The organism is Streptomyces chlorus, assembly GCF_042655885.1.
GTDB classification, from domain to species: domain Bacteria; phylum Actinomycetota; class Actinomycetes; order Streptomycetales; family Streptomycetaceae; genus Streptomyces; species Streptomyces chlorus.
The window spans coordinates 107,270-114,629 of the sequence record NZ_JBHSOA010000047.1 but is presented as its reverse complement, the minus strand read 5'-3'; the positions used below and the strand labels follow the sequence as shown (position 1 = coordinate 114,629).

At 67.7% G+C, this 7,360-nt stretch carries 5 protein-coding genes; 2 read left to right on the top strand and 3 right to left on the bottom strand.

The window, feature by feature from the left end:
• The first annotated feature begins 283 nt into the window (after window positions 1–283).
• Both ACFPZI_RS22250 and ACFPZI_RS22245 read left to right on the top strand, forming a co-directional pair.
• Window positions 284–961, top strand: a complete 678-nt coding sequence (locus tag ACFPZI_RS22250; RefSeq protein WP_381365664.1) for a PASTA domain-containing protein — start codon at window positions 284–286, stop codon at window positions 959–961.
• A 222-nt stretch (window positions 962–1,183) separates the two neighbouring features.
• Entirely contained in the window at window positions 1,184–2,953 is a 1,770-nt protein-coding gene (locus ACFPZI_RS22245; protein WP_381365662.1) for a hypothetical protein, read from the top strand.
• A gap of 360 nt (window positions 2,954–3,313) precedes the next feature.
• On the opposite strand, the gene ACFPZI_RS22240 is transcribed toward ACFPZI_RS22245, so the two are convergent.
• The 3 genes from ACFPZI_RS22240 to ACFPZI_RS22230 all read right to left on the bottom strand — a co-directional run bounded on the left by ACFPZI_RS22240 (window position 3,314) and on the right by ACFPZI_RS22230 (window position 7,348).
• Window positions 3,314–4,033 carry a hypothetical protein gene (locus ACFPZI_RS22240; RefSeq protein ID WP_381365659.1) on the bottom strand — a complete coding sequence of 240 codons (720 nt, stop codon included), beginning with the start codon at window positions 4,031–4,033 and terminating at the stop codon, window positions 3,314–3,316.
• A gap of 129 nt (window positions 4,034–4,162) precedes the next feature.
• On the bottom strand, window positions 4,163–4,768 hold the full coding sequence (locus ACFPZI_RS22235) for a hypothetical protein (protein ID WP_381365657.1): 606 nt from the start codon (window positions 4,766–4,768) through the stop codon (window positions 4,163–4,165).
• Window positions 4,769–4,801: 33 nt separating this feature from the next.
• Window positions 4,802–7,348, bottom strand: coding sequence for a GmrSD restriction endonuclease domain-containing protein (locus ACFPZI_RS22230; protein WP_381365654.1), 2,547 nt, complete (start codon window positions 7,346–7,348; stop codon window positions 4,802–4,804).
• Window positions 7,349–7,360: the final 12 nt, after the last annotated feature.

The window sequence follows — 7,360 nt, the reverse complement described above, 5'->3', positions numbered from 1 at the left end:
GCGGACCTCGATGCGACATGGAAACAGCATACGGACTTACAGCTGAAATTTCTGGCGCATCACGCTAGACGGCCTGCACGTAAAGGGGCAGGGGTGCACGCCGGATTTCTATCATTGAGTTGTGAACTCAGTCCACAAACTGCATACTGGGCTGGTCAAGTGCCGCCGAGTGACGTCTGATTCGTCATCGGTCGGGCATCTTGTCAGGCTTGACCGGGGAAGCGGGCCTCGCCCGCATCCGCACGGTGGGCCACTCTCATTGGTAACGTCCTTGGGGTTCATCATGCGCACCACTCGCACCTCGGCAGCCGCTGCGCTGTTGCTCGCCGCACTCACAGCCTGCGGCCCGACCACCGACACCGACACGGACGCCAAGTCCACGGACCCCATCCCTACGGCTCCCACCCCCGCGGCTCCTGCCCCCAAGTCGTCGGCCGTCAGTGACGATGAGGCGACCCAGGAACCCTCGACCGCCGCCAAGACCACCGCGAAGCTGCCGGAGATGGTCGGCAAGGGGCTGCAGAGTGCCCAGGACGAGGCGCAGGCCGTCGGCTTCTACCACCTCACGTCGCACGACGCGCTCGGCCGGGGCCGCAACCAGATCCTCGACCGGAGCTGGAAGGTCTGCTCCCAGACCCCGACGCCCGGCACGCACTCGACGGACACGAAAATCGACTTCGGCACCGTCAAGCTCGAAGAGACCTGCCCCGCGGGCGGTGAACAGGGCGAACCTGAGAAGGCCGGCTCCACCATGCCGAACTTCGTGGGGAAGTCCGTCAAGGTCGCCCGCCAGGCGCTCGACGCTTCCACCAGCATCACGGTCGACGACGTGTCAGGCCAGGACCGGATGGTGCTCCTTGAGTCGAACTGGCAGGTCTGCTCGACCGACCCGGCGGCCGGGGCGAAGCTCGACGGGCAGCCGGTGACGATCGGGGCCGTCAAGTTCGGCGAAAGCTGCTGACCGCGTGCCGGATCCGGCACAGGTCGGTACCCCGGTCGTAAACCCACGGAGGTGCTGGTTCGAGCCGAATCACGGAGCGGGTGACTGGACGAGCCCACGGTCAAGCCGATCCGGAATCAGCACCGGTGGATTCAGGCTGAACCGCAGGGTGTCGAGTCGTAGACTTCGCCGGGGAACGCCGACGACGTCCGGCCGTTGCGCGCCCGTGGGGGAGGAGATCGCATGCAGGACCCTTCGGACTCGATGGAGATCGCCGAGCCTGAGGAGAACGGCCGGAGCAATACCGCCGACTCACCTGTTGTGGACGATTCGACGTCCGACTCGGACATCGACTCGACGACGGCGTCGACGGTCCTGGTGGAGGTGCTCCCAGGGGTGGCTCTCGTCGCCGGTGAGGTCCCGCCGGAGCTGAAGCCCGATCTGATCGACTTCGGGATCGTGCCGGCTGCCGACCGCAAGCAGATCTCAGCGATCCTCGCCTCGATCGGGAACGCGGCGACCGTGGCCGGCAACCTCGGAAACGCGTTCGCCGGCGTGCAGGGGCTCTACAGGATCGGCGACACGGCACAGGCCCTGCTGAAGAGCGGCGCGACGCTCGCCGTCAAGGATGGCGCGAACCTCGGAGCGGTGATGGTTCCTGGCCGCATCCTGCATCAGGCCCGCTTCTACTCCGTGAATGCGGTGAGCAAGGCGCAGACCGCGGCCTCGATCGGGCCGGCGCTGGCCATGGTCGCCCTTCAGATGATGCTGAGTGAGGTCTCGGGCCTCGTCAGGACCAACCTCGCGGTGACAAGTCAGGTCCTGACCACCATCCGCAAGGATCAGTGGGCCGAACTGACGGGGCTCGTCGCCGCCGTCGATCGCGCGGTCGACCAGGCGCGAGAGATCGAATCGGTCCCGGCGTCCCTGTGGGAGGACGTCGCGGGCAGTGGAGCGCTGCTGCAGAAGCAGCTCGAGCTCTACCGAGGGAACGTCCACGACCACGTCAGGCAGATGGGTCGGCCCGACGCACGCAGCCACCGTGAGTATCTGCAGACGAACGCCGAGGCGATCGTCTTCGACGCCTACGCCCTCCTGTCCTCCCTCAAGGCATGGACCGGGTATCACGCGCTCCGCGCCGCGAGGGCGAGGGCCGCTGGACGCGAAGACGCCGCCGAGGCGCAGTACGCCGAGGTCATCGCGCGCGACACCCGTGCGGAGTTCGACTCCGCTCTCGCCGAGACGACGAGCCTCGTCGACGCGCTGACGCGGGAGCTGCGGATCATCGCCGAGCTCCCCGGACCCGACGCATGGCCGCTGCCGGGAAAGCGGAAGGAGGTGAAGGCTGCCCGCGAAACCTCCGCCCGTCTTCTGGAGGCGATCGAGCCTCTTGCCGATGCTCTTCATCCGCTGGTCCCTATGCCCGAGGCTCCGGGCGTCGTCTGCGCATCCGAATCGCTGGATCCCGAGCCGTACCTTCGCATCCTGCGATGGTTCCTGGGGGACGGTGAGACTCTGCGTGTCCTCGGCTTCCCCGACGAGCTCGATGCCCTCGGTCCCATTTCTGCGATCCTCGGCGGAGCGAAGGAGAAGTTGGCGGCAGCGAGGGACAAGGCCGCGGTAAAGACACTGGTCGCCGTCACGGATCGCCGCATCATCACGGCCAAGACGAACGCCTTCCTTGAGCAAGGCGAGATCCGTCAAGACATACCGATCGACCAAGTGCGGTACGTCCGAGCAGCGACCACACAGGACAGAAGCGCGCGCTTGGCGATCGACCTCATCACGCGCGACGAGAACATCCGGTGGCTCTTCCACGCTGAGATCAACAACACTCAAGTGGACGCGCTCGCCGCCGTGCTTGCCGAGTCGATGACGATCCCGGACGTTGAACGCGATGCGCTTCAACGGCGGTGTCACGCCCCCATCGAGGCGGGCAGTGAGGGCGAGAGTACTGGCACGGGGTCTACCGAACTGACTGGATCCGAGTCCGCGAGCTGCGCTGCCGATTAGACCCCGAGCCGATTGACCAGTTCGTGGCCAGGCCGATAGGGAAACGGCTACCGCGTGATCATCAGAGGTTGTGTGGAATACGGACGCGCGGGCACCTCCGACACGGGGTGCCCGCGCGGCTTCGGCCGAGCAGGAACGTGCTGCTTGCATCCGGATGACGGGCCCTGCGCGAGGAGGTCGTGGCCGCCGCTCGCTGGGCGACCTCGGGAGGGGAACCGGCATGGACGGGCCGATGCCCTCCGCCGTTGTCACCGGCAGGGGACGGTCCCATGCCCTTCTCCCGCGGTCACAGGGCCGTCGCCGGCCCCCTTGAGCACGATGGGGCCGTAGGATGCGCCGTCCCGTGCACGCAGCTCACCCTCAGACGTCCGGGAAGCCGGGCGCCCACGTAAGCCGTATGCCGGCGGATCGGGCCAATGAGGACCACCGGGGGTCCACCGGGCGCTTCTCCAGCACCAGGACGGGATGAAGGCGGCGACCGGGGTGGGCGGTGCGGAGTTGGTGCGCGTAGTCGAGGACCTGTCCGATGCCCAGACGGATCTGCTGATCCTCCCTCGCTCCCGTCAGACTCTTGACCCCGGCTATGAACACGTCCGTCCCGCGTGACCATCCCGCGTCGAATGCGGGAGCGCCCGGCGCGTGGGTGCGTACCTCGACGCCCCGGCCGGAAAGGTGCACGAGGAGCGCACTCACCGTCGCTTCGTGTGCGGACGTCGCCTTGTCGAGATGGCTCAGATCGAGCGTGAGCTGCGCGGACGAGCGCCGGCCTGGTCTGCGCACCTGAAGAGGGCCGCCGAGAACCTCGTCTGCGGTCGGGGCGGCTGCCACGGGGCGCACGCGCCCGCCGCCCGACCTCCTCAGCTTCAGACACGGGGCGGGACGCCGCTTGAGCAGTTTCGAGAAGCCGTCTGCGTCCACGACACAGACGTGCTGCCCGTCGTTGCGCGAGATGTCGGCACCGACGAGCTTGCTGCTGTATGCACGGCGGCTGTCCGTCACCACCTTGCTGGCCAGGTCGCCATAGACGACCAGGGTGATCTTCCGCGAAAAATCAGTCTTGGGATCCGCACCGCGATCCATGACCAGTTGCTCACAGCGCGACCTGACTGTCCACTCCCCGTCGACCAGCACGCGCCCCGTGAAGCAGACGGTGTGGCCGCTGAGGTTGCGGACGGTCCCTCGGCACGTCCTGCCCGGCACCACTCTTCCTCACCCTCCGTCCGAAGCCAGCCAGTCGATGTGACGGAGCACCGGCAGGACACGGAAGTGGACGAAGCCGAGTACCGGCGTCTCGTCGTCCTCGGCGGGGAAGAACAAGGCGTGCTGGAGGGGCTTCTCGTCCTGCGGGTCGTCCAGGTCGACGAGCGGCAGGTCCGGGCGGTCGTGAGCGGGCTCCAGCGTGACGTCTTCCCTGTCGGTCAGCTCCCGCAGTACGAACAGCCCCATCCGGTCGGCGAGGGCTTCCGTGGTCAGGGACTTGTTGATCCGCGGCCTGCCGTGCTTGTCGACGTACGTCGGATACACCATGACGCGGAGCTCCTGCCGTCCCGGTGTGGGGGCGATGCCGGAGCGCAGCCGCCCGTGCAGATTCGACAGGGCCGAGGGCATCTCGGGCATGACCGGGGGCTTGTGGACCACCAGGTCCCGTTCGCCGTTGCGCCAATGGTTGTCGTGGATCTTCAGCGTCGGACGCCCGGGCAGGTGCAGCTCCCACTCGACGGCGCTCGCCACCGATGGCTCACCGGACAGCGTCGTGCCGGTTTTCGTCACTTGGCCACTGCCGCGCGTCAGCTCGAGCTCGCTCAGTACGTGCACGGATGCCTCCCTCGTACGCGATGGTCGCTTCACTCAGTCCCGCTGCGCCAGATCCAGCGCAGCCGCCCCCACGAACCAGTCCAGCACCTCGCAGATCTCCTCCCCGTGCTCTGCGAAGACCCGCACCGGGAAGGACGGCCGCAGTTCCAGCTTCGCCTCGGGCAGGTCGACGCCCTCGATCTTGTTGAGGCGGTTCAGCAGTTCGCGGCGCTGTTCCGTGTCGTCGAAGGGGCTGCGGTCCTTGAGGTACTGGAAGACGACCTCGACCGTGCCGCTCACCGGATAGATGCCGACCGGCCACATCAGGTGGGGCCGGTGGCTGGTGCCGGCGTCCAGCATCGGGAAGCAGCTCGTCTCCTCGAAACGGCCGTAGTTGACGTAACCGCCCTGGCGGCGCCAGAAGTCGAGGGCCGCCAGGACGCCGTCGTGGGCGTCCGGCCAGTTCTCCCGCAACTGAGTGCGGAAGCGCTCTGCCGCCGCCGAGTCCTCGCCCTCGGGAAGCGGGTCCTGAGCGACCGGCTGAGTGACGTCCTTGCCCGGCAGGGTGGCCAGTTCGGCGGCGGACAGGCGCTGGGAGCGGTGTGCTCGCCCCCACGAGTCGAACCGGATGCCCTCACTGGCGAGCAGCTCCTGCGGCGGTTGCCGGTCACCTCCCTCCGGCCAGCGGAACGAGGGGGAGATCTTGCCCTCCACGGTGAGGACCCGGTACGCGCCGATCAGTGAGGGGTTGGAGCCCAGGTAGGCGCCCACGGCCACGGGGTGACTGCCGATCAGTTCGGCGATGTCGCCGTAGGTCGTCCATGTACCACTGGGCATCACCACCAGGGCGGCCCGCAGTTCCGTCCAGCCGGGTGACTCCTCGCCCACCGGCTTGATCCCGCCGATCGGGCCTGGCCACAGTTCCACCGCGCGGTCGGTCAGGCGGTCGGCCCGGTCGAGAATCTCCGCCTTGCCCCAGCGCTTCGCCTCGGCGATCTCCAGGTTCATCCGCAGAGCGCTCGATTCGAGGATCTGCTGCTTGCGCTCGAAGGGGTGGTTGGACAGCTTCGAGTTGTCACCGGTGAGCGTGAGGTTTCCGAGCGTGTGCACCACCAGGTCGTGCAGCTCCTGGGGGGTCTGGTTCTCCTCGGTCTCCTCGGCGAGCAGTTGGAGCCATGCCGCTGCGGGCCGCTGCGGTAGTACGTGCTCCACACTGAGAGCCGCCTTGGCGAAGTCGACCGGCTCGGAGGGGCGGTAGCTCTCCTCCAGACGGCGCAGGATGTAACTGCGCTGTGGGGGACGGCCGCTCCAGTAGAACGGCTTGCCGCGGATCGCCGTACGCAGTTCCTCGTCGCTCGGCCACCGGCGACGGCGTCCGGAGAGGAACCGGCGGACCGCCTCGGCCGCCGGCCGGTCGGTCTCCAGGCTTGTCGGCGCCTCCATGAAGATCCGGTTCAGGCCGGTGGTGGGTGTCTGGCAGATCAGACGCCGCACCAGGTACGACTCGACGTACCGCAGCGCCTCGGCGGCATCGTCCGGTGTCGTCCTCCCCGCGTCGACGAGGTCCAGCAGGTGCAGGGCCAGCGGGTAGTGGGTCTGACCGCCCCAGGCGGCGAGGCGCTCCAGCACCGCACGCAGCTTCGGCGACGACTCACGCGCCGGCTCGACGATACGCAGGAACCGCCTCCCCCGCTGGGCCAGTTGCTCGACCTCGTACTGCAGCGCCCCCTCGTCGCCCACCAGCGACTGGAGCCGCTTCTGCTGCTCCCGGTAGATCTCGCTCTGCTTCGCCTTGGAGTTGCCGCGGACGATCAGGTCCAGCCACACGAGCAGTTCGAGATTCTTCGGGCCGAGGCTCTGCTGCATGGGCAGCCACAGTTCCTGGTAGACGCGTTCACCCCGCTTGGGCAGCAGCATGAACACGTAGTTGCGCAAGAGGTCGCTCTGACTGAGCCCCACACCCGTGTTGTTGATGGATTCGAAGATCCGATAGACGTTGTCGCCGGGCTCGGCGGTGATCTCGACGATGGAGAGCAGGTCCTTCAACACGGTCTCGACGGTCGCGGTCCACCGTTCGTCGCCCGCCTCGTGGCCCTCCGCGAACGCACCGCGGAAGAACCGGTAGGCCGCGCCGACGTTGTCGCTTCCACCCGCTTCGGCCCGGGACCGCACACAGGCCGTGTACGCCTCCCGGTCCGCCTGTGTCGGCAGTAACCGGTAGTGGTCGAGGCCCTCGTGGAACTCGTTGACCAGCACCTGCCGGTGCACTCGGTCCACGCCCCGCTCGTCGCCGGTCGACTTGAGGTGGTCGCGGAGCGCGGCGAACGCCAGCATCAGCGTCGTCAGCCGCTGCTGACCGTCCACGACCAGCCACCTCTGCACGCCGCCGGCCTGGATCTGTCCGGGCGCGAGCACCACGGAGCCCAGGAAATGCGGCGCCGTGGGCTCACCGGACAGATGCTGGCCGACGAGTTCACCGACGTCCTCCCAGAGGCGCTTGAGCTGCTCCCTGCCCCAGCTGTACGTCCGCTGATAGAGCGGTACCTGGAACTGCTTGTCCCCCTGGACGAGCTTCAGGAAGGTGATCTCCTGGGCGCGCATGCGCTTCCTTTC

Coding starts and splice junctions, on each gene's coding strand:
- ACFPZI_RS22250 (WP_381365664.1), top strand. CDS start 284: ATGCGCACCACTCGCACCTCGGCAGCCGCTGCGCTGTTGCTCGCCGCA.
- ACFPZI_RS22245 (WP_381365662.1), top strand. CDS start 1,184: ATGCAGGACCCTTCGGACTCGATGGAGATCGCCGAGCCTGAGGAGAAC.
- ACFPZI_RS22240 (WP_381365659.1), bottom strand. CDS start 4,033: ATGGATCGCGGTGCGGATCCCAAGACTGATTTTTCGCGGAAGATCACC.
- ACFPZI_RS22230 (WP_381365654.1), bottom strand. CDS start 7,348: ATGCGCGCCCAGGAGATCACCTTCCTGAAGCTCGTCCAGGGGGACAAG.